General features: G+C 36.5%; 19 protein-coding genes. 14 read left to right on the top strand and 5 right to left on the bottom strand.

From position 1 onward, the window contains the following. The first annotated feature begins 170 nt into the window (after nt 1–170). The 7 genes from dnaA to dusB all read left to right on the top strand — a co-directional run bounded on the left by dnaA (nt 171) and on the right by dusB (nt 9,924). Entirely contained in the window at nt 171–1,481 is a 1,311-nt protein-coding gene (gene dnaA, locus H7A25_02385; GenBank protein ID MCP5498725.1) for a chromosomal replication initiator protein DnaA, read from the top strand. A 296-nt stretch (nt 1,482–1,777) separates the two neighbouring features. Continuing rightward, nucleotides 1,778–2,893, top strand: a complete 1,116-nt coding sequence (dnaN, locus tag H7A25_02390) for a DNA polymerase III subunit beta (protein MCP5498726.1) — start codon at nt 1,778–1,780, stop codon at nt 2,891–2,893. Next, on the top strand, nt 2,893–3,999 hold the full coding sequence (locus H7A25_02395; protein ID MCP5498727.1) for a DNA replication/repair protein RecF: 1,107 nt from the start codon (nt 2,893–2,895) through the stop codon (nt 3,997–3,999). The genes dnaN and H7A25_02395 overlap by 1 nt, the downstream gene beginning before the upstream one ends. Continuing rightward, nucleotides 3,986–4,426 carry a DUF721 domain-containing protein gene (locus tag H7A25_02400; GenBank protein ID MCP5498728.1) on the top strand — a complete coding sequence of 147 codons (441 nt, stop codon included), beginning with the start codon at nt 3,986–3,988 and terminating at the stop codon, nt 4,424–4,426. The genes H7A25_02395 and H7A25_02400 overlap by 14 nt, the downstream gene beginning before the upstream one ends. Nucleotides 4,427–4,522: 96 nt before the next feature. Continuing rightward, a complete protein-coding gene (gyrB, locus tag H7A25_02405; GenBank protein ID MCP5498729.1) occupies nt 4,523–6,439 on the top strand; it encodes a DNA topoisomerase (ATP-hydrolyzing) subunit B in 1,917 nt (638 codons plus the stop codon). A 10-nt stretch (nt 6,440–6,449) separates the two neighbouring features. Continuing rightward, a complete protein-coding gene (gyrA, locus tag H7A25_02410; GenBank protein MCP5498730.1) occupies nt 6,450–8,975 on the top strand; it encodes a DNA gyrase subunit A in 2,526 nt (841 codons plus the stop codon). Next, nucleotides 8,959–9,924 (top strand): tRNA dihydrouridine synthase DusB, encoded by a 966-nt coding sequence (gene dusB / locus H7A25_02415; protein ID MCP5498731.1) that lies wholly within the window; start codon nt 8,959–8,961, stop codon nt 9,922–9,924. The genes gyrA and dusB overlap by 17 nt, the downstream gene beginning before the upstream one ends. Here dusB and H7A25_02420 read toward each other — a convergent pair whose 3' ends face one another. The 3 genes from H7A25_02420 to H7A25_02430 form a co-directional block, all read right to left on the bottom strand. Then, nucleotides 9,925–10,470 carry an ankyrin repeat domain-containing protein gene (locus tag H7A25_02420; protein ID MCP5498732.1) on the bottom strand — a complete coding sequence of 182 codons (546 nt, stop codon included), beginning with the start codon at nt 10,468–10,470 and terminating at the stop codon, nt 9,925–9,927. 64 nt (nt 10,471–10,534) lie between these two features. Further along, the gene (locus tag H7A25_02425) at nt 10,535–10,906 is read right to left on the bottom strand and encodes a response regulator (protein ID MCP5498733.1); all 372 of its coding nucleotides are present in this window, start codon (nt 10,904–10,906) and stop codon (nt 10,535–10,537) included. Further along, entirely contained in the window at nt 10,896–15,149 is a 4,254-nt protein-coding gene (locus H7A25_02430; GenBank protein ID MCP5498734.1) for a PAS domain-containing protein, read from the bottom strand. Before H7A25_02430 ends, H7A25_02425 begins: the two co-directional genes overlap by 11 nt. Before the next feature lie 166 nt (nt 15,150–15,315). On the opposite strand from H7A25_02430, the gene H7A25_02435 reads away from it, so the two are divergent. Continuing rightward, nucleotides 15,316–15,843: a lipoprotein LipL21 gene (locus H7A25_02435; GenBank protein ID MCP5498735.1), complete on the top strand. Its 528-nt coding sequence runs from the start codon at nt 15,316–15,318 to the stop codon at nt 15,841–15,843. Nucleotides 15,844–15,910: 67 nt separating this feature from the next. Further along, on the top strand, nt 15,911–16,444 hold the full coding sequence (locus H7A25_02440) for a hypothetical protein (protein ID MCP5498736.1): 534 nt from the start codon (nt 15,911–15,913) through the stop codon (nt 16,442–16,444). Nucleotides 16,445–16,478: 34 nt separating this feature from the next. Here the strand turns inward: H7A25_02440 and H7A25_02445 are convergent, their stop codons facing one another. Beyond that, nucleotides 16,479–17,090, bottom strand: a complete 612-nt coding sequence (locus H7A25_02445) for a YihA family ribosome biogenesis GTP-binding protein (protein MCP5498737.1) — start codon at nt 17,088–17,090, stop codon at nt 16,479–16,481. Between the two features lie 76 nt (nt 17,091–17,166). Between H7A25_02445 and H7A25_02450 the strand changes: the two genes are divergently transcribed. Further along, on the top strand, nt 17,167–17,685 hold the full coding sequence (locus H7A25_02450; GenBank protein ID MCP5498738.1) for a DUF4384 domain-containing protein: 519 nt from the start codon (nt 17,167–17,169) through the stop codon (nt 17,683–17,685). A gap of 51 nt (nt 17,686–17,736) precedes the next feature. Further along, nucleotides 17,737–18,462 carry a D-alanyl-D-alanine carboxypeptidase gene (locus H7A25_02455; protein MCP5498739.1) on the top strand — a complete coding sequence of 242 codons (726 nt, stop codon included), beginning with the start codon at nt 17,737–17,739 and terminating at the stop codon, nt 18,460–18,462. A 96-nt stretch (nt 18,463–18,558) separates the two neighbouring features. Here H7A25_02455 and H7A25_02460 read toward each other — a convergent pair whose 3' ends face one another. Beyond that, a complete protein-coding gene (locus H7A25_02460; GenBank protein MCP5498740.1) occupies nt 18,559–22,440 on the bottom strand; it encodes a hypothetical protein in 3,882 nt (1,293 codons plus the stop codon). Between the two features lie 204 nt (nt 22,441–22,644). Between H7A25_02460 and H7A25_02465 the strand changes: the two genes are divergently transcribed. Genes H7A25_02465 through H7A25_02475 form a run of 3 tightly spaced genes read left to right on the top strand, consistent with a single transcriptional unit; the run spans nt 22,645 to nt 24,325 of the window. Further along, nucleotides 22,645–23,511, top strand: coding sequence for a carbohydrate-binding module 48 (locus H7A25_02465; GenBank protein MCP5498741.1), 867 nt, complete (start codon nt 22,645–22,647; stop codon nt 23,509–23,511). Continuing rightward, nucleotides 23,511–23,699 (top strand): hypothetical protein, encoded by a 189-nt coding sequence (locus H7A25_02470; GenBank protein ID MCP5498742.1) that lies wholly within the window; start codon nt 23,511–23,513, stop codon nt 23,697–23,699. Before H7A25_02465 ends, H7A25_02470 begins: the two co-directional genes overlap by 1 nt. 2 nt (nt 23,700–23,701) lie before the next feature. After that, nucleotides 23,702–24,325 (top strand): class I SAM-dependent methyltransferase, encoded by a 624-nt coding sequence (locus H7A25_02475; GenBank protein ID MCP5498743.1) that lies wholly within the window; start codon nt 23,702–23,704, stop codon nt 24,323–24,325. Nucleotides 24,326–24,434 lie beyond the last annotated feature (109 nt).

Consider the following 24,434-nt stretch of genomic DNA (forward strand, 5'->3'; position numbering starts at 1 on the left):
TCATATTAATGTATCTATATAATTATGTTTTACACTTTTTTTTCCTTTTTTTAATTCAATTCTTGTACCCAAAACTAATGATATAAAAAAAAAATTGTACTACTTTTTTAGTCCGAAGCGGAAGAAATGAATAGATTTTTTCCCCCCTACAGAATCTACTGTCAGTAGAAATGAACCACGAATCATGGAACAACATTCTTATTGAAGTTTCAAAAAAAATCCCGGCGGTGTACTACGAACCTTTTATAACTCCGCTGGATCTGGTTCATTATGATGAAAAAAAAATAGTTTTAAAAGCGCCTTCTATGGCGATAAAAAAACACGTTGAAAAACGATACCAAAAGTACATAGAAGAGGCCGCGTTTTCTCTCTTTGGTTTAAAACCGGATATAGAAATAAACACGGATATAGATAGGCCTGTAGAGGAGTTTTCCAAACAGGGTTTTCAGGACGAAAATTTTGATTTCAATCCTGATTATAGTTTTAATAATTTTGTTAAAGGTAAAGCAAACGAATTGGCCTTTACAGCCTTACTTGCTGCCCTTGACAAACCCGGTAGCATTAACCCTATTTTTATTCACGGGGGAGTCGCAAGCGGTAAGACACATCTTTTACACGCTTTAGGCTCTGCCTATAAAATGAAATATCCAAACCTTTCTGTAAAATACATCTCGATATCCACATTTTTACAGGAGTTTGTTAGCAATGTTCAGAATCGAAATTCAATAGAAGCCTTTCGGAACAAATACAAATCTTACGATCTCCTACTCGTGGATGATATGCAGTATTTAAATAGCGGAGCTGAGAAAACTCAGGAAGAATTTTTTAACATTTTCAATTACCTGTATGATAGAAGAAAACAAATTGTTATTGCTTCTGATAGGTATTGTTCCGAACTTCCCCTCAATGATAAATTAAAATCGAGGTTGGAAACCGGATTTCAGGCAAAGCTGGAGGAAATTGATATAGACACCAAATTATCATTACTCAAGCAGAAAGCATCCGGTTTAGATTTGCATCTGGACGAAAGTTCTTATCAGTTTATAGCCAATAACTTCCAGACAGATACCAGGCGGCTTATCGGTTGTTTAAATGATTTGTATCTATATAAGAATACCTATCGTCTTTTAATTATAAGCCCGGAGCAGGTGAAAGAAATTCTTAAAAATCGAATGCAGTCTTCTTCTAACCTGGAACCTCTTAATGAAAAAATTATAACTGTCGTATCCTCTCATTTTTCTATTGAAAAACGAGATATTTTAAGTAAAAGTCGTAAAGCTGAATTTATCCTTCCAAGACATCTTTGTATGTATTTATTGTTCAACTTCGCAAACTTAAATAAAACCCTTATCGGTAGAATGTTTCAAACAAAGCATACCACAGTAATTAACGCGGTAAATAAAATGAAAATCCGCTTAAAAGAAGAGCCTGCTTTTGAGAGAAAAATAGAACTTCTACAAAAAGAGATCCGAGAAAAATAAAGAGACATAATTTAAATTTCTCATAAATGCAAATTTTTACGCAGAATAATTATGTAAATAAAGCGTAAATAAACTATCAAAAAAACATCTATAAACTATTAATAAGACATAATGAATGACTTATTGTCTCTAAAAAAATAAGTTTCACTTTATAAAAAAAGTTATTTTCAAATTTTATGAGACATATTTCTATACTATTTCAGGGTATCCGGTTTGTGTAAGGACTTATTTACTTATTTACAGGCCTAACAATAACAACAAAATATATATAAAAGGAAATAAACAGGAGTACTTAAATGAAGTTTAAAGTTAAAACACATGATTTTCAAAAAGCAATTAATTCTGTAGAAGGAGTTATCACTGCAAGAGAAATTAAATCAGCCTTATCTAATATTAAAGTAGAGACAGGTGAAAAAGCAATTTTTCTTTCTGCAACAGATCTTGAAATTTCATTAAAGACTTCTGTAGAAGCTGAAGTTTTTGAGACAGGAAGCATTTCTTTACCTGCCAGGCAATTAAGTAATGCTTTTAAGACCATAAACTTTGAACATACAATGCTGGAAACAGACCAGGAATATCCCACTCAAACGATTATCACAGATGCTGATTCTAAAATTGATTTTAGATTGAATATCAATGGAATTGATGCAGATGAAATAAAGACAATAGGTACGGTTGATATGGAAAGTATTTTTGAACTTCCCTGTCGTACTTTCCTGGAAATGATTCGGAAAACGTCTTATGCTGTTGCTTTGGAAGATACCCGCTTTGTGTTTAATGGTCTGTTTGTTTTATCTAAAGGAGAGCATGTATCATTCATCGGTACCGATGGAAGAAGGCTTGCAAAAGTAGATAGGGTATTTCCCAATAAAATTCCTTTCGATTCAGGAATCATTATTCCTCATAAAGCTGTTCGGGAAATTCAAAAAATGATTGAATTGAATGAATTTGGCCGAGTAGGTATTATTGATAAACAAATTTATATTGCTATCGGAAATGTAGAGCTTCTATGTAAACTTATTGATGGAACTTATCCGGATTATGATTCGGTGATTCCGAAGAGTTCGAGTGAAAACGTTAGAATTAATAAGGATAGTTTTCAGATCGCTCTTAAGCAGGCCCTTATTGCTGCAGAAGAACCTTCGAGACAAATTCGTCTGAGGTTTGTTGATAATCACTTACATATAAACTCTTCTACTCCGGGTTCCACCGAAATCAATATTAATATACCAGTGGAATATAATTCAGATGAAACTATCATTGCCTTCAAGGGTGATTATCTTATTGATGTGGTAAAATCTATTGACGATTCTGAATTAACCGTTGAGTTTTCCGGCTCAAATGCTCCGGTTCTTTTCAGAGACCCTTCAGATGAAGAATACCTCTCAGTTATTATGCCTATGAAACTTTAATGTATTTAAAAAAGCTAAAATTACAGAATTTTAGAAATCATAAAGATACCGAACTTGTCTTCTCCGATGGACTTAACTTTTTTATTGGAAATAATGGGGAGGGCAAGACCAACCTTTTAGAAGCAATTCACTCTATTAGTACCTTTAAAAGTTTTCGGGGGAATTCTAACCGGGAACTAACTCTTTGGGATGACTCTTTTTTCTACATAAAGGCCGAGTTTGAGAGTCTGGGTGAAGATAAAAGAATTGAATTTGCTTTTCAAAAATTAGATAAAGATAAAATAAAAATGAAATTAAACGGGGAAGCTGTTACGAAAAAAGTGGACCTCGTTGGTGAATTTAAAAGTATTATCTATTCTCCTGTTGATATGGAAATTATCGAAGGAGGACCAAAGAAAAGGCGAAAATTTTTAGATACCCTGATTGCAGGTTTTGATAGAAGGTATTATAAGAATTTATTAGAATATAATGGTATTTTAAAAAGGAGAAATACTCTCCTTAAGAAACGACAGGTTTTAAAAGCTGAGCTATTTCCCTGGAACAAACTTTTAGTGGAAAGAGGTACTTTAATCCAGGAGATAAGGAGTAAATATGCTCTGCAATTAAATGAATATTTTAAAACAAACTTAATGAAAATTTCGGGGGAAAAAGATTGTTTTAATTTTACTTATAAACCTAATGTATCAGACCTCTCATCCTATGAACAAAAAATGGAGCTTTCATTAAGTAAAGATATACACCTGGGTTATACTTCTTCCGGAATACATAGAGATCTTATTTTTATGGGAAAGGAAGAAAGAGATTTAATAGAATTTGCTTCTCAGGGTCAGAAGAGAAGTGTGGTGATTGCTTTAAAAACGGCTGCTTTCCAATTAATGAAGGAACTGAGTTCTCAGTATCCGGTATTATTAATAGATGATGTTATAAGAGAACTGGATATTAAAAGAAGGCAATATTTTCTTGATTTACTTTCTTGTTGCGGACAGGTTTTTTTTACAACAACAGATCTGGATGGAATGGGAGAATATTTTGAAAATTTTGGAAGACCTTACAAGGTTTTCAAGGTTACGGGAGGGGGAGTTTTCGAGACTGATGAAAAAGGTTAGTTCTATCAACCTCTCTTTTCTTGCAATGAATTGGGAAGGGGATATGGAAGAAATAGCCAGAAAAGTTGCCCTTCAAAAAATTCAGACTCAATGGGAAAAGATTATAGGTCCCCTTTTTTATCAACATTCCTGGCCGGAAAAAATCTACCCTGCTTCCTTGCTTGTCCTGGTAGATCACTCTGCCTACACAATGGAATTAACTCTTCTTTCTTCCCAAATTATTAATAAGATCAACGAACTTTTTTCCGGATTCAGGATTACAAAACTGGAACTTAGAACCGGAAATATTCCATATCGAAAAGTATTAGAACTTCCAAAAAAGAAACCGGATTGGAAGGGAAAAGAAGAGCTATTAGAATTACTCGAAACGGAAGAAGACAGGCTGGCAAAAGCCAAATTAAGGGAATTAATTGGTGTTTTGGACTAAATACTGAGCTTTTTCAGTATAATTTATAAGATTAAAAGTTGCTTTCATAAGCCAATAATAAATAGTATAAAGAGAGTCTGGAGTTTATTAATAATTATGAATTCTCAAAATGATTACGGTGCCGATAAGATAAAAATTCTCGAAGGTTTGGAAGCAGTTCGAAAACGTCCGGGAATGTACATCGGTACTCAGGATGAAACAGGCCTTCATAAAATGGTTTTTGAAGTGGTCGATAACTCTGTCGATGAAGCTATGGCAGGTTTTTGTTCCCACATTCTCGTTAAAATACTTCCGGGGGATATTATTGAGGTAGGTGATAATGGCCGTGGAATCCCCGTTGATATACATCCTGATAAGGGTGTTTCAACAATGGAGGTGGTTTTAACCGTTCTACACGCCGGTGGTAAATTTGAGAATGATGCCTATAAGCTCTCAGGTGGTCTGCACGGAGTGGGTGTCAGTGTAGTGAATGCCCTTTCTGAATGGTTGGAAGCCGAGGTGGATCAAAGAGGCAAAAGGCATTATCAGAAGTTTTTACGCGGCGTTCCGGCTGCACCTATGAGTGTAATTGGGGAAGCTTCCATGACAGGCACAACTATTCGATTTAAGCCGGATGCAAAGATTTTTACTACTACCGAGTTTCATTATGATATGCTGGCTTCCCGCTTTCGGGAGATGGCTTTTTTAAATAAAGGCCTTACTATAAAAATTGAAGATCACCGCAAAGAAGAAATTCATCAGGACGAGTTTTGTTATTCTGGAGGGATTGTATCTTTCGTGGAAATGCTGAATGAAAATAAGCATCCCATCCATAAAGATGTGATCCACTTTACAGGTACAAGAGACAACATTATTGCTGAGATAGCCCTGCAATATTCCGATTCCTATTCAGAAAATGTATTTTGTTTTACTAATGCTATCAATAATAATCTTGGAGGAACTCACCTCGAAGGTTTCCGTTCTGCTCTAACTCGAACCCTAAATGACTATCTTAAAAAAGATGCAAATCTTCAAAAGAAACTTACAGCCGGTTTGAGCGGAGAAGATGTAAAAGAAGGTTTAACTACAGTTATTTCCATAAAAGTCCCACAGCCTCAATTTAACTCGCAAACCAAGGAAAAACTGGTGAATGCGGAAGTGAAAGGTTTAATGCAAACCATTACTTCGGAAGGTTTAAGTCTGTATTTTGAAGAAAATCCGGAAGTTGTAAAAAAGATTATTGAAAAATCTATTATGGCTGCTCGTGCTCGTGAAGCTGCAAGAAAAGCTAGAGATATGACCCGACGCAAATCTGTTTTAGAAGGTGCGGGTTTGCCGGGTAAGCTGGCGGATTGTTCTGAAAAGGATCCGGCTCTTTCCGAGCTTTATCTGGTGGAGGGTGATTCGGCGGGTGGTTCGGCCAAGCAGGGACGTGATAGGAATACGCAGGCTATCCTTCCCTTGAAAGGTAAGATTATTAACGTAGAAAAAGCCAGGTTAGATAAAATTCTATCGAATGAAGAAATACGTACTCTGGTAACTGCGATGGGCACCGGGATAGGTGAGGATGAATTTAACCTGAATAAAATTCGTTATCATAAAATTATCATCATGACCGATGCGGATGTGGATGGATCGCATATTCGAACCCTGTTATTAACTTTTTTCTACAGGCATATGAAGCAGGTAATCGAAAGAGGATACTTATATGTAGCCCAACCTCCTCTTTACCTTATAAAAAAAGGAAATTCAAAAACCTATGCTTATTCGGATAGAGAAAAAGATAAGGTAATAAAAGAGTTCGGTAAAGATTCCAAGTATAGCATTCAGCGTTACAAAGGTCTCGGGGAAATGAATGCCGAGCAACTCTGGGACACTACGATGGACCCAAAGGCCCGCGTTATGCTTCAGGTTAAGTTGGATGATCTGGTAGAAGCAGAAGAAACCTTTAGTATTTTAATGGGTGATGATGTAGCTTCTAGAAGACGATTTATAGAGGATAATGCTCCTAAGGTTATGAATCTCGATTTATAAGATATACTATATGAATACAGAAAAAGAATCAGGTAAGATAAAAACACTAACACTTTCTACTGCATCTCGCCCGGATGTAAGTAAGGCACTTGAAAGCGATGTGAGGGTTATACCGGTTGAAGTTGAAGACCAGATGAAAGAAGCATATCTGGATTATGCAATGAGTGTAATCGTTGGTCGAGCTTTACCCGATGTGAGAGATGGTCTAAAGCCGGTTCATAGACGAATTCTACATGCAATGAATGAAAGAGCCTGGAGAAGTGATAAAGCCTATGTTAAATGCGCGAAAATTGTCGGGGAAGTAATTGGTAACTATCACCCTCATGGTGATACAGCAGTTTATGATACTCTTGTTCGTATGGTGCAGGATTTCTCCCTTCGAGTTCCACTAATTGATGGGCAGGGAAACTTTGGTTCTATTGATGGGGATAATCCTGCTGCTTACCGTTACACAGAAGCCAGGCTTGCCAAAGTAGCAGAAGAATTGCTCAGGGATATAAATAAGGAAACTGTTACATTTTCTCCGAACTTTGATGATACCCGGATGCAACCCGATGTTCTTCCGGCAAATTTTCCTAATATTCTTGTAAATGGTACTACAGGAATTGCCGTTGGTATGGCAACGAATATTCCACCGCATAATCTTTCAGAAGCTGTTCGTGCGGTTGTGGCTGTCATTAAAAATCCGGATATTACTGTTAAAGAAATATTGCAAATTATGCCGGGTCCCGACTTCCCTACCGGCGGCACGATTATTGGTTCTGCCGGTCTCTATTCCGCTTATTCTACAGGCAAGGGTTCTATTATACTTCGTGCAAAAGTAGAAATTGAAGTAGAAGAGAAGAAAAATAGGGAACGTATTGTTATTACCGAGATTCCTTACCAGGTTAATAAAAAGCACATGCTGGAAAAAATAGGGGAACTGGTAAATGAGAAAGCAATTGAAGGTATTTCTGAAATATTAGATTTATCAAATCGACATGGAATTCGAATTGAGATTTATATTAAAAAGGATTATAACTCTCAGGTAATCTTAAACCAGCTCTATAAGCTTACCCAGCTACAGGCCAGCTATGGCATTACCATGCTGGCTATACTGGATAATAAGCCTAAGATATTTACCGTAAAAGATATTCTACAATCGTATTCAGAACACAGACATTCTGTAATCGTAAAGAGAACCCAGTATGACCTGAGGAAAGCAGAAGAAAGGGAACACATTTTACTCGGCTTAAAAATAGCCCTGGATAATATTGACGAGGTAATTCGCATTATACGTTCTTCGGAAAGCCCTGACACTGCTAGAACCTCTTTGATAAGTGCCTTTTCTCTTTCGGAAGTCCAGGCGAATGCCATATTGGATATGCGTTTACAGCGCTTAACTTCCTTAGAAATAAAAAAGATAGTCGAAGAGTTAGAAGAAATAAGAGTCCAGATAGCCGATTTGAAAGATATTCTGGCAAGCCCTACAAGGGTAAGCGAGATAGTCTGTACGGAATTAGAAGAAGTAGAGAAAAAATATGGTACAGAAAGAAAAACTTCTATCAGCACGGAATCTGTGGAAAGTTCTTCTTTTGATGTCTTAGACTTGATTGCAGATGAAAATGTGGTAGTTCAACTGAGTCATGACCAATTCATGAAGCGCCTGCCTATAGATACTTTCAAAAGACAGAAACGGGGCGGAAAAGGTGTACAGGGAAGTAATACTCGTTCAACGGACTTTCCTAAAATTATAAAGATTGCTTCTACCCATGATAGCCTGATGCTTTTTTCCAACAAAGGTAAGGTTTTTAAATTTCAAGTTCACGAGATACCGCAGGCCAGTAAGGAAGCAAGAGGCAAGTCTTTAAAAGCAATTATTAATTTAGAACCGGATGAGATGATTACTTCTATCTGTGATTTAAAAGAATTTTCCGAAGATTCTATTCTGATGGTGACCCGTTCCGGTGTAGTAAAGAAAACGAAGCTTCAAAATTTTTCAAATGCCAAGAAATCCGGAATCATTGCCATAAATCTAAAAGAGGGTGATGAGCTTATCTGGGTAGATATTGTTTCTCCGGAAGACGATATTATTCTTGCCAGTCATAAGGGACTTGCTCTTCGTTTTAATACCGGAACCGTTCGGGATCAGGGCCGAAATGCAGGTGGTGTTACAGGAATGCGTTTATCCGCAGAGGATAAATTAATAGGTGCTTGCATAGTCAGAGAAGATGCCAAACTTTTGGTGATCACCGAGAATGGATATGGAAAACGGACCGACTTCGATGAATTTTCCACTAAAGGTCGTGGTGGAAAGGGAATGGGCTATGTAAAAATCAATGATAAGAATGGAAATGCAGTGGGTATCGCCAGTATTTCAGAAGAGGATGAGATCATTGTAATTGCTCAATCCGGGATGGTGATTCGTGTGGAAGGGAAAGAAGTTTCTCATATAGGAAGAGTTACTGCCGGGGTGAAAGTTGTGGATTTAAAAGAAGAAGATCTGGTCCAGGACTTTGCTATTATCCAGGAAGAGAAAGATGTTGAAGATCCGTAATATTCTAATAAACGGAGATATTGCTTTATCTCCAATGGCCGGCCTGTCTGATAGTCCGTATAGGAAGCTAACAAGAAAAATGGGTTCAGCTTTTTCTTTTACAGAATTTGTCAGTGCCGATGATATTGTAAATAAGTCGATTCGGGCCAGTCGTCTATATAAATATTCAGAAATAGAGAGGCCTTTACTTTTTCAGATTTATGGAAATAATCTGGATGCTCTGACAGAAGCAGCAAAGCTTGTAGAACAACTAGGACCGGATATAATCGATCTAAATATGGGATGTTCTACTGCTAAGGTTTCTGCCAGAGGTTCCGGTGCCGGCTTACTAAGAAGACCAATTTATGCGGGGAAAATTATCGAGTCTTTACGTAATGCCGTTTCTCTTCCGGTTACAGCTAAGATTCGGCTCGGATGGGATAAAGCTTCTATGAATTATAAAGAATTAGTTCGTATACTGGAAGAATCGGGAGTGGAAGCAATTTCTGTCCATGGAAGAACAAAAGATATGAAATATAGCGGAGAAGCTGATTGGGAATCTATAAAAGAAATCAAGCAAATCACTTCAGTTCCCATATTTGGTAATGGGGATATACTTAGTTATTCTACTGCGATAAAACGAAAAGCCGATTCAGGGGTAGATCTTGTACTTATAGGCAGAGGTGCTTTGGGGAATCCCTGGATTTTTTCCGGTCTTGAAAAACAAAATATTTCAGTAGATGAATTTCTTGATGTAGTATTAGAACATTACAACTATATGAAGGAGTTTTATCAGGATATGGCTCTTAAACTTTTTCGGAAACATCTTGCCTCGTATTGTGAAGGATTAGAATTTACTAAATCTTTTAAATATGAGCTTGTGAGATGTGAAAATGAAGCAGAGTTTTTTGCAATTATGGATAAGATACGGACTATAAAAAATTATAGTCCATCCTTACTCTGTGCGTAATTACTTTTTCTTTCCTTCCTGTATAATTAATTCAGCAATCTGGTTATAATCCATTGCACGAGCAAAATTTAGTGCAGTCCAGCCTGTTCGGTTTACGGAATAAATATTAGCATTTTTTGATAAAAGAAGTTTTACAACAGGAACGGAACCTGACATAACAGCCTTCATTAATACGGTATCTCCATGTTTATCCCTGGCATTCACCTCTGCTTTTTTTTGAATCAGCATAGTAACTATTTCTAAATACCCATAATAAGCGGCTTCTGAAAGAGCTGTGTAACCTTCGTTGTCCTGAACATTTACATTGGCCTGTTTTTCCAGTAGAGCTTTTACTATGTCGGTATGACCGTTTCTACAAGCTATAATAAGGGCGGTATCTCCATCTTTATTGGTGAAGTTTACAAGAGCATTATTTTTTAAAGCAGAGGAAACACGGGCAGTATCTCCTTTCTCGGCACCCTGTATAAGATCTATATTGGGACTGGCAGTTAAAAAAGTGCTGAGAAGTATTGTGAAACAAAAAAATATTAGATTAATTTTTTTCATAAAAAGTCTCCTTACGGATAAAATGAATGCATATAATGAATCGCTTTCAGAAAAAGTCAATAATTTATTTTTCTTTTGTTAAAAGTTCATCGAGGGCATCTTTAAGCTCTGATTCAGTGATAGGCTTGACAAGGAAAAGGCTGTTAGAAATATCTTTTGCCCGCTTTACAGTTCTATTATCTGAGTTACCTGTAAGAAAAATAATAGGTATTTCGGATTTTTCACGAATCATATGTGCCAACTCAATTCCATCTTTATCCCCATAAATTTTTATATCCATCAGGATAATATCCGGCGTATTATTATGAAACTCCTGCAGAGCTGATTCTACTGAGTTTGACACAATAAGATTTGAATAGTTTAGGTTTTCTAATTGTTTTCTTACTGCAAGAGCCAGGATGGCTTCATCTTCAACGATTAGGATTTTATAATTCATCTTCAATTTTAAAATAAATACAGGAATCTGTTCCTGAGCTTGAGTTTACTTTATATTCACCATCCAATTGCTGTACTAAAGATTCTATAAGTACTATACCCAGTGTACTTGTTTTTCTATCAACCTCTTTTTGGTTGTATCCGCTTCCATTGTCTTTAACCCTTAATTCAAATGTATTTTCAATATTTCTGAAAGAAACCAGAATGTTTCCTTCATCTTTATCCCGAAATGCATGTTGAAGAGAATTCGTAATTAGCTCATTGATAATAAGTCCGCAGGGTATCGCATATCTCATGTCAAGGACCATAGCTTCTGAAGAAATATGAATACTTACTTTATTACCGTTACAAGAACGTTTCAAATTGTTTATAAGTTCCTCTATATATTCTTTAAATTGGATTTTAGCCCAGTTGCCGGATTTATATAGACTTTCATGAACCAGGGCGATGGATTTTATACGGTTAATGGATTCTTGAAAAGTTCTTTTTAATAAATTATCTTTGCAATACGAAGCCTGCAATTCAATCAAACCTGAAATAATGGCCATATTGTTTTTTACTCTATGATGAATTTCTGAAAGTAATATTTCTCTTTCATGCAGAGCCGAACGAATTTTTTCTGCATCTTCTTTCTCTCGAGTAATATCTCTTTCTATGGCTATATAATGGGTTAATTCACCCAATGTGTTATGGATAGGGGTAAAATCAATTTTTACCCAATAGATACTTCCATCCTTCTTATAATTTAACAGTTCTTCGGAAAAAGTTCTACCCAAAGATAAATTATCCCTGATATTCTTTATTGCATTCGGATCAGTTTCATGCCCCTGCAAAAATCTGGGATTTTCCCCTTTGACTTCTTCATAGGAATAGCCTGTAAGTTTTTCAAATCCTCCATTTACCCATTGAATTTCTCTTTTTTTATTAGTAATAATAACTGCGTTACTTGTTTTGCTGGCCACCAGGGATAATTTGTTTATTTCATCTTTTACTGTAAGTTCTTCGCTGATGTCTTGTATTGTAAAAAATATCTTTATCGTTTTCTTATTTTCCTGTATTGGTTTTCCGGTAATCCGTACCCAGCGTTTATTCTTTTTAGCTGTAATGAATTTTAATTCGAGAGTAAAGGGTTCACCCGTGTCTATTGCTCGACTTAAGGCTCTCATTAGTTTGTGAAGAGATTCCGGTTCAAAAAAATTATAAAAATTGTATTTATTAAGTTCAAAAGAATCTTCTAATTCATGAATTTTATAAACTTCTTTTGTCCAGCTTATATGGTTGGTTATTAGATCAAGTTCCCAACCACCAACATTAACGGCCTCTTGAGTATCTAATAACAGGTTTTTATACTTCTTATTTTCACTAATATCTGTGATATAAATAATTTTGAAAATCTCTCCATCATTTCTTCGATACTGATTTATTTTAATTGTTATTTCAAAAGGGGTTCCGTCTTTTTTTATTGCTTTGGATTCTATAGATGTGAGATTTTGAGTATCAGGCTTATCTATACTCGCAAAGAAAGATAAAATACTGCTTATATTTTTTCCTAATATATCTTTTCGATTATAAGCAAATAATTTGCAAAAACCGGTATTAACATTAGTTAGAATATTTGAACTATTGATAATAGCAATACCGGTGTCTGTATTTTCATAAATAAGATTTAATAGTTCCCTCAGTTCTTCCAGTTCAAATTCATTCTTTTTAGAATTGGAAATATCAAGTAGACTATAAGAAATCATTTCAATTTTTTCAGCATCATTCTTTATGGGACTGAGATTGTATTGATACCAGAAAATTTCATTTTCTTCATTTTGGAATGAAACGTAACCATTTAAGGTTTCACCTGCTTTTACCCTGTTGAAATTATTATAAAAGTCTTTAACATTTTCCGGAGGAATATAATTAATGATGAGATCTGCAGTATCGATAGAACGAGCACTTATTCTATAAAATAGTTGTTTGGCTGCCTGATTGTATATAAGTATTTTATAATCCAATCCAATCAGTAAAAAAGCTTGAAGTGTATTATTCAGAAGAGTCTGGAGTTTATTTTGAGTTGAAAGAAATTGGACTTCTTTTTGTTCCAGGGCATTATTCGCTGCTTTCAATTCCGAATAGGCAATTTGCATTTCTTCATTGGTAGATTGGAGTTCTTCGTTTGTAGTTTCTAATTCTTCATTAGCAGATTGAAGTTCTTCATTGGTAGATTGAAATTCTTCATTTAGGGATTGAAGTTCTTCATTACTTGATTCTAATTCTTCTATAAAAGACTGCATGTACTCTTTGGCAGCCGAGAGTTCATCTTCGAGTTCTTTTATCTTTGCATTGTCGGTATTTATTGTTTCTATTTTATTATGAAAAGTAAGCTCGTATTCTTCGAATGTTTCAAAGATCAGCATATATAATTCTTCTTTTTGAGTTATGTTAAATAAGGGTTTTATTATGATTCTCAGGAAGAATGTTAGATTATAGAAAGAAATTTTTAATATGGGAGTTTTTATTTTCTGTTTTGTTTTTATACATTTAGTTATGCCTGAACGTAATTCTATTTGAAAATCATTATTAATTAATTTCAGTATATTACTGTTGAGGGAACCTTCCGATAGTCGCAGGTAGGGTCTGAGATCTCCCCGTATTTCAATTATATCCATATTGTCATTTATGATAACAAAAGGGCTGTCATAGGAATTATATACAGAATCTCTAATGATATCCTGTAGGGAAGTTTCTCTATTTTCGGAAAATTTACTTTTGCTTTTTTCTTTAAAAGGTTTGTAATGAAAGAGTGGAAATTGGGTGGGTAAAGAGCGATTGGAAAGTCTTCGAGTATATATTTTATGCTTTTCGTTTATCGGGGTAAAAAGGTCATGGTAAGTGCCTATAGACTCCGATTTTCCTAAAAATAAAATTCCGCCCGTATTTAAGGAATATTGGAATATTGGAATAATTGCATTTTGTAAATTAGCATTAAAATAGATTAGTAAATTCCGACAGCTTAAGAGGTCTAATTTTAAAAATGGAGGGTTTGTAATAAGATCATGTTTGGAAAATAGGATTAGTTGTTTGAGAGATTTTATAACTTCATAATGAGATTCATCTAACCTGATAAAGTATTTACTAAGAAATTCTTTTGGAACATTTTCCAGACTATGTTCCCCGTAAATTCCTTTTCTGGCGAAGTTAATTGAAGTTTCATTTATGTCTGTAGCAAAAATTTGTATGGAATAGTCCGGGATCGATGAGTTTAATATTTCATTTAGTATAATTGCGATAGTATAGGCTTCCTCTCCCGAAGCACAGCCTGTGATCCAAATCCTGATAGAGTCTCCTTTTTTTTTGTTGTTTATGAGATCCCTCAGATGTATTCGTAAATCCTGAAAAGAGTCGATATCTCTAAAAAATTTGGTTACACCTATTAAAAGAATATCAAAAAGAGCATTGAGTTCCTCCGGATGCTCTTTTACATAATCTAAATATTGTTTTTGACTTGTAAAGTGTAAAGCATTGATTCTTTTTGTTAATCTGCGAGTGATAGAGTTATTTTTATAATTCGAGAAGTTTGCACCTGTTTGATTGGAGAGTAGTTCTAAAATTTGATTTAGTTCTATATCTTTATTGGATGCTTTTTTGGAAGTGGTAATGTAGAAATTCGGATTTTTCAGGATGTCTTTTATTTTATCTCCCATTTCCAGAGGTCTACAGATAATACTGATTTCACCCGTGTCAATAGCTGCAATGGGCATACCATTGTATTTTGCGGAAGAGGGATCCTGAACAATAGTAAAACCAGCATGAGAGCGAATTTCTTTAATCCCCCTCGCACCGTCAGAGCCGGTACCGGAAAGAATAATCCCGATAGCCTTTTCCTGCATCTGTGTGGCCAGTGAGATGAAAAAGGAGTCTATAGAAGGCTTGGGACCGGAATTATTTATAGGCCGTGAAAGAATAATTTGCTTTCCGGAAATGGTAATATCATTATTGGGAGGTGTAATATAAACACTTCCTTCCTCGATTATCATTCCCGAGGAGGCTTCTATAACTTTTAGACCGGTAGTTTTGCTGAGCAGTTGTACTAACATGCTCTTATAACTCGGACTCAGGTGTTGTGCAATAATGATGGCAAAGCTTCCAATTGTATCAGAAAAGTTACTTAAAAACTCCTGTAGTGATTCCAATCCACCTGCAGAAGCTCCGATTCCAATAATATATTCTGGAAATTTATACTCTTCTTTATGCATCTATAACCAATTTTAAACAATAAATTATTAAGAATAGCCTTTCAATAGATTTTCTTAAAAAAAACTGGATGACAATTTTTTTTTAAAAAAAAAATTTACCTGTGTATCTAATCCTTTAGAATTCGGATAAATCCGTTTTTTAAAGGATATAAAGGAGTACACAAACATGTTGAACAAAACAGTATTGGGATTATTAACACTTTCCTTTCTCTTTCTTATGAATTGTGGTGGTGGAAATAAGGTTTATGAACTAAAAAATGGACGTCAGTTTGAAGGTTGGGCCGGTCCACCGGAAGATCCAACCGGTTCACCTCAGGAATTTTTCTATATGAAATATACCGGTCGTGCGAGCGAAAAAGCTCTGAAAAAGAAAAGTGGAGCGATGATGGAAACTACCTGTCGTGATGCTGCTGAGCTAAACGCAAAAGGCGACATTATTCAGAAGCTGGCTCATGAAACTGTAACCGGTGCATCAGGAGTTTCTGACGGCGAGTCTACCGGAAAGGTAGTAGTTCGGGAATTTGCTGCCCAGGTTACTGGTATGAATACCATGCAATGTGAACCTCTGGCAAAAGCAGAAGCTGACATTCCGAATAGTGAATGGAAAGAATGCCGTTGTGTAATGTATGTTCGTATCGAAGGTGGACGGGACTCAGTTTTAGCAAAAGCTAAAGCAAAAATGTCTGAAAATTAATTCTTCCTATTTTCTTTAGAGCCGGGAGTAGAACCCGGTTTCTAAAGAAGCCTTACTATCCTAATTTATGAATTATTTATATACAATCGTTTCGATTTCTTTTTCGTTTTTATACATAGTTTTTTTCATTATAAACCTTCACAATTGTAGTTCTGAAAAGTTTCAAATAAAAGATTTTGAAAGTAAGGCTATTTTAGGTTTTGCCGGACCTCCCTTTGAAGAAGAGAAAGAGCCTTTAGAATATTTTTATGTGAAGGTTCAAGGAAAGGCGAATCGACAGGCTTTAGAACTAAAAAGTGGAGGGATGATGCATAATACCTGTACAGGTTCTGTATTAGAAAATGCTAAGGAAATTTTATTAAATGAATTAACTTTATTTGCAAGGAAGAATAATTTAGATCTAAAAAAGGATGAATTTCCTGAACTAAAGAAGAAAATAGAAACGGTTTATGATATTCAGCTAACAGAAATTCACTTTAAAGAGTGTAAGCCTACCGGAAAGCCCAGTCCGGGAATTTTATACAGCGAGTTTAAAACCTGTGAGTGCCTGGTTTTTATTCGTTTACAGGGCGGGAAGAAGAGCTTTCTATTAAGTTTATAGAAGACATTTAATAAGCTTAATATATCCGATAAAATTATGATTCCGGAAGAAATGAGGCTATAATTCCCCTAATTTCTTCAATACCTAAATTGTTTTTAATGGAACTTCTGATGATTTTAAGTCCCCGAAAGTCGAGGTTGTGAATCTTGCATTCTTTTCTTAGCTTATCTCTTTCTGACGCATTTAGCTTGTCTACCTTGGTTCGAACCAGTACTGGTTTTATGCCTCTATCAAAGCAAGTCTCGATTACATCTTTTTCTTCTTCAGGTAAAGTTCTGGCTGAATCGCAAAGTACAAATAAAACTTTCAAGGCTTTACATTTATTCAAATAATAATTCGTTACATCCATCATATCATCCCGCTCTTTATGCGAAGCTTTTGCATATCCAAAACCGGGTAGATCTACAAGAAAAAGTTTTTCATTTAAAAGAAAGAAATTAAGGGTTCTTGTTTTACCGGGCGTCGAAGAAACCTTAACCAGATTTTTTCGATTTACGATAGCATTGATTAAACTCGATTTACCTGCATTTGACCTGCCGCAAAAAGCCAGTTGTACTCTTTCCCTGTCGTCAGGAAAAGCATTTCCCTTGCCGTAAGATGCCTGAAATACAATATCCTGAATTTCCAATTTACTTTTCGTTTCCATTTTTTACCTGCTTGAATGTATTTGACAAAGTATAAAAGTTCGGTTCAATGTATCTAATTTTTTCCGGGAAGACAACATGAAACCACTTAAAAATAGTCTTTATCTAGTAATTTTCTTATTTCTCTTTTTGGCAATCAGTATTCCGGCAGATGAGCCTTTAGTACTTTTAAAAACCGGTCGGGAAAACTATTATTTCAAAGATCCTATCAAATTTAATGTCTTTTTGCATGAAAAATCTTACCTGTATATTGTAAACCTGAGAAGTAATGGTGAAATGCACTTACTTTACCCCAATGAATTTGAAGAAAATAATCTTCTCGAAAAAGGAAACTATAGTATCCCTTCAGAAAAAGATGATTATTTTTTTTATGCCGGTGAGCCGGAAGGGAAAGAGATTCTTTTTGCTCTTGTTTCCAGAACACCCGTGCAAAAACTGCAAAAAAAACTTCATTATAAAAATCCTATTGTAAAACAAAAAGCAGGTTCGAATTTAAGCACTACCCTTTTAAATTGGTTAACTTCCGAGCTTCCGTACGGAGACTGGGATCTCTCCGAAGTTCATATCCGGGTTTATAAAAATAGGGTTAAAGAGTAATTGAAATATCGCTTCTTTGTATTTATATTTCTTTTTCCAGACCTAAGTCTGTTGTCGAGTCCTGTATCGTTTTTAGTTCAGGAAAAAGAAAAGCTTATAGTAAAGAAAAATTCAGAAAAAGTTTTCCCAATTGCGAGTATTACAAAACTTTTTACCGCGTTTACAGCTCTTTCGCTTTATTCCTCTTCTAAAGTCTTTAAAGTTCCCTCTTCCTGTGTAATTAAGAACTCTTATGAATCCAGGGCCGGTTTAAGAAAAAACGAAAAATTTAGCCTTATGGCTCTTATAGAAGGACTTTTAATTTCTTCCGGAAATGATGCAGCCTGTGTTCTGGCCAAATCCTATAAAACCGGAGAAAAAGGATTCATGGAGGAAGTGAACCGCTTCGTTCAAGAAAAGGGTTTAAAAAAAACCAGACTTTTGGAACCCGTAGGACTCTCCTCTCATTCAGTAAGTTCTGCTGAAGAATTACAAAAGATTCTTCATGAACTGGAAGCTTATCCTTCCCTCCTTACCATTTTAAAAAAGAAACAAAGCCTGATTCAATCAAAGAAAGGCAGAAAAATTAAATTAGTGAGTCGGCAGAAGCTTTTTTCTTACAGAGGTTATGCGATATTCGGTAAAACAGGAACTACCCGTAAAGCGGGAGAATGCTTTGTTGGTTTTGCAAAAAGGAATGATAAGTTTTATTATCTTATATTCTTGGGTTCAAAAAATGTGTATAAAGATATTCGTAAGATTCTTTTAAAAATATCAGGAGAATCTTCAGACTCATGAAGTTGTCCAATCGGACCTGGTGGATGTACTTCCCTACTCAGGGTCCGATGGTGTATCCATTAGCGACTTTTTTAGACAGCCCCTTAGAAAAACAGATTATTTTTTTCGAATGTTTTGAATTTCGACAACACTTTCCAGGGTAGGCGGCAACCAATCATCCAGTAAGGGTAAGCCATCTCCTCCTATTTTCTTCCGGAACAACATTTCTTTATTCGCCATAGCAATTTCAGAAGCAGTAGAAATCATCCTGGATGTTTCGATAGCTTTCCAGTAATGCTGCATAGCGAGATTGAATTTTCCCTGCCTTTCATATATAGCACCGATATTATTATAGATAGCGGATAAGGTTTGAAAAACTTCCTGATGACGATTATCCTGCGGAACAGGAGTTGCAATATCTCCCATCTTCTCTTCGAAATCTTCCTTTAGTTTAAGATAATTTCCGAGAGCCGCTTTTAACTGACCGGTGTAGTAATAGGCATTTGCCTTACCCATAATCACATTTACATTCGTATAGACATCATCTTCCAGACGGGACCAGTCTTTTAAGGCTTCCGAAAAGCCTTCGTTTGTCATAGAATTCATATACTCTATCCAGCCTTTATAATAATGAAGTTCTCTTAAAAGAGCAGGATTTTTGAGTTTGAGTTCCTCGGCTTTAGCGAAATAGGCTATTGCATTTTTCATTTCTTTTCTACGATCCCTATCTTTATTGGGAAGTTCTCCGAGAGAGCGTGTAGGGTATACCTTGCGTCCGGGAAATGCCGTTAGATCATCTTTCTCGGTTATGCTGGAAGAACCCATGTAGATCATCTTTCCAATATCAAAGAAAATTCGACCTGGCTCTCCGTTGATTAGAGTCTCATCCTCATCCCTTCCACCGTAGTAATGATGATAACGCTTATATCTTTCCGCAGCATTCTTTAAGAGATTCATGCTCTCTTCAGTATTGCCTATCCTCATATAATGCTCTGCCATTTCTAAAACAGCAAGATAATGAGCCGGATCATAACTGGCCGCGTATTCAAACTGTTTTAAGGCCCGGATAGATTCTCCGCGTTTCAGATAAAAACGTCCGCGTTGATAATAACTTTCTGCATGGTTTCTACCATTGATTTTAATCCCATCCCTATTCTCAGTTCTCGTGAAAGCTACATTTAATAAATGATTTGTCACGTCATCAATGTCCATGCCGGTCACCTGATCTTCCGGATTCAGGCTATATTTGATTCGTATGTTACTGGGATTTAGATCTATATAGAATCCTGCAAGTTTTGAAAGTATAAACAGAGAAAGTTCATCCTCTACATTTAATACATTCATAACCTGACGATGATGGTTCATGACAAAACGCGGGTTGTGGTCATTTTTCCACATCTCAATATAATTACTTAATAGACCTTCGTGTCCTACCGGGTTATTCGGAAACTTTTCGTATATCTTATCATAATAAGAAAGAGAGGCTCCGTAGTCTTTCTGATTGTAATAAATCTTTCCGAGACCGGCAGTTGCTTCGATATTATCCGGGTCACCACCGAATGTAAAGACATTCTGATAGTAGTCAACAGCTAACACATCATTTTTGTATTTTACTCCATCTTTACTGAAGAGTCTTGCCGGGTTGGAATGAAATCGAGCCAGGTTAATAAATGTATCGTTGTGATACATTTTCTTTTCCAGGGCAGCTACAAGATAAGCACCTGCTTTTAAAACCCTTCGCTCTATTGTGCTTCTATCGACCAGAACCCTCATCGGATCCTTGTCATTTTCAGGTTTTTTACCGGCAATCGGAAGCCTGTCGTCATCCCAGCTATAATAGCCGGAAAAACTGAGCAATGGGATTTTTTCTCTTTTATTCCAGGCCATTTCCGGGTTATTGGAACCCAGATCCGGTTCGATTTTCCCGAAAAGCTTTTCAAAGGCCCGGTCATATTCTCCGATTTTCATGTAGGCAATCCCGAATTTATTTAAATATTCAAGATTGTTGGGAATAATCTCTTCCCCTTTGGCAAAATACCTCTCGGCTTCTAAAAGATGCTCTTTTCTGAGTTTTGTATTTCTCGGCTCTCTCCAGGCCTTTTGAATTTCTTCCAGACCCATTTCGTATTTACTGGATGCCTGGTAGGGTTTAATCACATATTTATAGGATGAAAATAAACCAAAGATCAAAAGAAAACCGGCAGCAACACCCAGAACGGTTTTTTTAATGAGTTGCCTTCTGCGAAATTCTCCTTCCTTGGTATAAATTTCATCCTTAGCAATAACCTGGACTCCATCTTCAGAATACAGGCCGGAGCTATCATACAACTCAACTTTCCTACCAAGAACCGTGGATAGGAATTCAGCTACTTCTGCAGGTTTTTGCCTCGCTTTAATAAGTTCGAGTAAGGCTCTCTGATCATTATTAGAAACCCGATCATTGGTAATCGTATCAATAATGGTACGCTTCAGTCTGGGTGGATAACTGATGATTTCTTGTTGAATAATAGCCAGTTCTTCATCAGAAAGCTCGTCTTCTTCTACCGGCTCCCCTTCTGCCAGACTGGATAAATCATCTTCAAGACTGGCTCCTGCCAGAGTATCCGTTGTATCTATATCTGAGTCAGTATTTGCATCAAAATCACCCAGATCGGCTCCGAAGTCATCGAAAGCATCTGTATCTGAAACAGGGCTTATACTATCTTTTCCCGGTGAATCAAAACTATCAAAAAGATTCTCATTGTCGGCAAATGGGTCTTCAGTTGTATCTACTTCAGAAGAATCAGAAATGGGAAGGTCTTCCAAACTGGCAAATGGGTCTTCGTCGTCGACAACAGGAGGAGTGGAATCCTCGTCACCGAGACCCATATCAGCAAAAGGATCGTCTTCAGTAGAAGAACTACTATCCTCTCCCATGTCCATGCTGGCAAATGGGTCTTCATCGTCGACAACAGGAGGAGTGGAATCCTCGTCACCGAGACCCATATCAGCAAAAGGATCGTCTTCAGTAGGAGAACTACTATCCTCTCCTGTGTCCATGCTGGCAAATGGGTCTTCGTCGTCGACAACAGGAGGAGTGGAATCCTCGTCACCGAGACCCATATCAGCAAAAGGATCGTCTTCAGTAGAAGAACTACTATCCTCTCCCATGTCCATGCTGGCAAATGGGTCTTCATCGTCGACAACAGGAGGAGTGGAATCCTCGTCACCGAGACCCATATCAGCAAAAGGATCGTCTTCAGTAGGAGAACTACTATCCTCTCCTGTGTCCATGCTGGCAAATGGGTCTTCATCGTCGACAACAGGAGGAGTGGAATCCTCGTCACCGAGACCCATATCAGCAAAAGGATCGTCTTCAGTAGGAGAACTACTATCCTCTCCTGTGTCCATGCTGGCAAATGGGTCTTCGTCGTCGACAACAGGAGGAGTGGAATCCTCGTCACCGAGACCCATATCAGCAAAAGGATCGTCTTCAGTAGAAGAACTACTATCCTCTCCCATGTCCATGCTGGCAAATGGGTCTTCATCGTCGACAACAGGAGGAGTGGAATCCTCGTCACCGAGACCCATATCAGCAAAAGGATCGTCTTCTGTGCCAGAATCAGGTGTTCCAAGGTCAGAAAAAGGAGAATCCGGAATATCAATTTCAGGAGAAGAGTCATCCGGTTCTATGACGATTTCCTCATCCTTAGTTTTGGGAGTTAAGCCCCCTCCGGGTTTGTCCGGGTCATAATTTAGCAGTTCATCTATATCTTCATCATCAAAGTCTTTAAACTCCGGAACTTCTTCCTCTTCAGTAAAATCGACCGGAGAGGATACTTCTTCTACTAATTCTTCTTCCTCTTCTTCGAATTCAGGGTGAGGTTCCCCTACAATGTCCCTGCGGACTTTTGCCATTTCATTAAGTGTTTCATATCTGGCAGGGTTTTTATTCAGAGGGTCGAGTATCTGGAGGATTAAATCCTTATCCTCATCGCTAAATCTGGTATTTTCTGGCATAGTCGTAACTCATAGAAATTATCGGAAAATCCAATAAAGATTCAAGCTTTTCATTAAAAGATTCTGCATTTTTATACAGGTAGCCCTAAAAATTGCAAGAAAGCTCTTTGTCATTTCCCTTTTTTTTTCGAAATAATTAGTATTGACCCTATTTATTATCCATAGTATATTTAAGGCTAAAAAACTGGCGTTTTCAGGTTCAAAATGAATAAAAAAAATATCTTAAAACTCATCTTTCTCTTTTTTTTCTCGACGATTCATCTCTTTCCTCAGGAAGCCTGGAAATGGGTAAATGGTTATTCCTCCAATGAATTAGAAAATGGAGGGGTCCGAAGCATAAAAAATGAAAAAGTTTACTATTACTGGCAGCTTCAAAGTTTAAAACGAGCCATTTCTCCCAGATACATCAAAATTATTGATATTGAATCCTACCGGGAAAACAATAAGCTTTTAAACCGGGGAATTTTATTTACTTATTTCGGTCTTCGGAATAACAAAGTATCCCTCTGCGGAAATTTTTCTGCCTGGCGCTGTAAGCCCATGCATAAAAATAAATACGGAACTTTTTTTATCATAATCCCTGCAAAGTTTGTAGATGAGAACCATCAGCTTCAAAAAGTCTACCAATATAAGTTTAAAGTCGATGATGTTTATGACTACGATCCGACTAACTTAAGACGAACCGATGATGGCATGGGTTCTTACCTTTCAGAATTCTATCTTGAAGAAGTGGATATAGAAAAACACGTTACCTATAAAATCTTTGAAGCAGAAGGTGACTATGAATTAGGTTTCCGCACAGTTGAGTTTCGTATCCATAGACCGGAAGCCAGTACAATTTCTATAGTGGGTAATTTCAATAATTGGAATCCCGAACACGATTACCTGAGTAAAGATAGTAATGGAACCTTTCACCTGAAAAAAATGTTACGTCCCGGTGAATACCTGTATAATTATATTATTGACGGCAACATGGAGTTGGATACTTATAATGAGGAAACGAGATACCGAACAGATACGGGAGAACTGTCCTCTTATCTAAAAATCGAAATTCCAGGAAGGCAAATGTAATGCAAAATAAAACTTTAAACCAGGAGCAAATTGTAAAAATACTCAGGCAACACGCCGAGTTTTTAAGACTTTTAGAAGACTTTCCGGTATCCATTCGAGAACTTCCTCGCTGGATAGAAAGAAAAGATGCTATTCTGGAGAAATATAATCAGGAAATTACTTCTCCCCATCATAGAGTTATCTCATAGATTTGGATGAGAAGACCGTACAGTATTATAATGAAAACGCCGAGAGTCTGTATAATTTCTACTCTTCAGTTGCTTCCGGACAGGGAATTTCAAAATACTTTCTCTCTGCATTTCCCTCTCTAAATGCAAAGATTTTAGATATAGGCGCCGGTTCCGGTAGGGATATTTTAGAACTTTTAAAGCATGGCTATGATGCCTACGGAGTAGATGCCAGTGAAAGCTTAGTTTACACTACTCTCACACATAATCCGGATTTGAAAGGCAGGCTTCAAGTATCTTCTTTACCTGAATTAAAAAACTTACAGGGAAAATATGATTCCATTCTTTGCTCTGCTGTTTTGATGCATATCCCAAAAAGAAGTTTATTTGATAGTGCTTGTAGAATTCGAGAATTACTGAATCCTAATGGAAGGCTTCTACTCTCCCTACCCAAAAAAAGAACAATCAACACAAAAACATTTCGGGACCTTAATGAAAGATTATTTTATCCTTATACCGGTAAATATATAAGATATTTATTTAAAAAAATAGGTTTTTCGAATATAGGATATTGGGAAGATTCGGATTCCTTAAAGAGAAGTATCACTTGGATAACCATGCTATTTCAGTATTCAAATTCTCACTAGAGCCTGACTTCGACACCTCTTCAGCCGGATATCCGGCCGGGAAAAAGGGCACCACCCTATTGAGCGGTTGCTGAGTGAAATTTATTGCTTTTGCAATAAATTTAGTATC

It is taken from the genome of Leptospiraceae bacterium (assembly GCA_024233835.1).
Taxonomy (GTDB): Bacteria; Spirochaetota; Leptospiria; order Leptospirales; family Leptospiraceae; genus JACKPC01.